General features: G+C 44.9%; 2 protein-coding genes. Both read right to left on the bottom strand.

Annotated features, from left to right (window positions below):
* Nucleotides 1–1,120, bottom strand: a 1,120-nt coding sequence (locus ACUVXA_RS20035) for a phenylacetate--CoA ligase family protein (RefSeq protein WP_445873060.1), incomplete at its 3' end; no start/stop codon positions are given.
* 423 nt (nucleotides 1,121–1,543) lie between these two features.
* A partial coding sequence (locus tag ACUVXA_RS20030) for a 5'-nucleotidase C-terminal domain-containing protein (protein ID WP_445873059.1) occupies nucleotides 1,544–2,200 on the bottom strand: 657 nt, incomplete at its 5' end.

The raw sequence follows: 2,200 nt of genomic DNA, 5'->3' as shown, positions 1-2,200 counted from the left end.
AGACACACGCAAAACGCCTGCAAGAGCGGAGAGGTTCATGCCCCAAGGCAGGTGCTCCCCTATGAAGCAGGAACCGAACACCATCTGGAAGTGTCCTAGATGGGTAAGTTTCGGACAACGGTATAGCCTCCATAACCAGCGGAGTAATCACCAGAATGCCACGTTCACCCGAAGCCACTTGCTCTCCGGTCTCAGGATCCACAGCCTCCACATAGTGAAAATCGTCACAAATGTGAGTTATGTTCGGGGGCTGCTCCGAGCAGTTGCAACCCGTTATCCAAGTATCAGCCATCTGAAAACCAGAGTGCACCTTCTCAAAACCCCAGTAATCCTTCACAAATTCCGCAGCAGCAGCAGTTAACACATCACCCGAGGTGGACAACAGTTTAACATGCTTCATAGACTCCTTAGCGTCCTTACCCACGGACTGTAACCAGTCTCCAAAAATCCACAAAGTTACAAGCGGCCAGTGGATGCTGATGGGTTTCAGAAATTGAAGAGGCTGCCAGCATCTCTCAAGCTCGAATCCCGGCCCCAGAGCCTCCATGGGAGCCACAATCAGTCCCAGTCTAGAGACCCCTAGCTCCACTCCGGTAATTCCCCCGTGCCAGTGGAAACCGAAATCGATGAAAACGGATCCCGGTGGCGCGTCATGTATCTCCATAACTCCCAGTCTGCAAATCTGCTCCAGACACCAGTCCCTATCCCAAGCTGTATGCACGTTGAACGTTCTCAGTCCCGTAGTTCCGGTTGAGGAATACACGTTAAGAATCTTAGAAGGCTTGAAGGGCACCGCTAGGCATCCCCCAAAGGCGTCCCCGGTTTTCTGCATCTCTTCCCGAATATCATCCTTCAGCACCGGCGGAATCTTTTGCAAGTCTTTCAGGGTTCTTATGTCTTCAGGTTTGACTCCCGCCTCCTTGAGCCTCCTGTGGTAAAACGGGGTGAGTTCGTAGGCTCGCTTAATTTGTAGTTTTAGCAGCTTCCACTGAAGCTCCTTAATCTTAACACGGGACATTCTCTCAACTGGTTCATTGTAATACTTTTCACCACTCAGATGAGAGGAGCCCTTAATATGACCAGAAACTAGGGCCTTAATCTCCTCAATCAATTCTGACACGATTTCTCCCTCCAAAATTTAAAATCCATTTCTTAGAATAATAAGATAAATCTTTATCAATTTTAATTTTGTGAAAATTTAAGTAAAATTATTTTGCTTATAAAGAAGGAGATTAAAAAATCTTTGGTGTAAATTGTTTAAAGGATGTCTTTAGTCATCTTCGGCGAGTATCATATGGGTGTTCTAAACATCTTTTTAGCCCCCTTTTAGCCAAATGGAGACTTATTACCCCTTCTTCCCGTAGCAGGCTGAAATCGAAAAAAGCGAGCCCACCACATAGTCAAAGCAGTTCCAAACCTAAATAATGCACTCAAAAATTTTTACTTCCTGAAGAAGAAATTATAAACCAAATCCTAAAAAAATAGGAGAAGGCTTACTAAACCTTCCCTTTTTAAAGGAAACCATCAACACTTTCTAGGATAATTATTGCCTTCTAGACAGAAACACTGCAACGGCAACAATCACTATAAGGATAAGAGCTCCGATTCCGCCAAACATCAAGTTTGACCCGATTTGCTGGCTAGTCAATAGTTGTCCAAGACCGGTTAGTGTGAAGAGTGTAGTAGGATTGATTTCAAAAACGTTAATTCTAGCCTGAGTCGCATTGTAAGCAGGATCCACTTCCCCACCCTGGTCGGATATAAGATAATTCACCAGACCCAACCACTCTGGAATCGCCGTATTCGGATCGTTCGGATCTAGGAGAACTAGGATAAGGGGAATATACTCTTCTGGATCAGTGGGCAAAGGATCTCCTGTTGAGTTCCTCATTGTTATTGCGAACATAGGATACATTTTTCCGATCTCTGGAATTAGGAGCGACGCCTCCAAGTTAATGCATACCCTATACAGTTTGGTATCATTTATGGGAGCGTAGGTTCCATTTTGGAAATCTTGTTCAATGCTGATTATCTGAGAACCGGGCATTCCCAGAGGAGTATAGGTCACTCTTAGTCCAGAAATTTGCATGAAATAGTCGCCACCCGCATACACTGCAAACTCCATTACTTTTTTAACATCACTACCATAGAGGTAGAAGCTGGTCATAAGCCAACCGTAATAAGGTCCTTGGTAAGGTAC

This window comes from Candidatus Jordarchaeum sp. (assembly GCF_052745115.1).
This window is presented reverse-complemented; position numbering and strand designations above follow the sequence as displayed.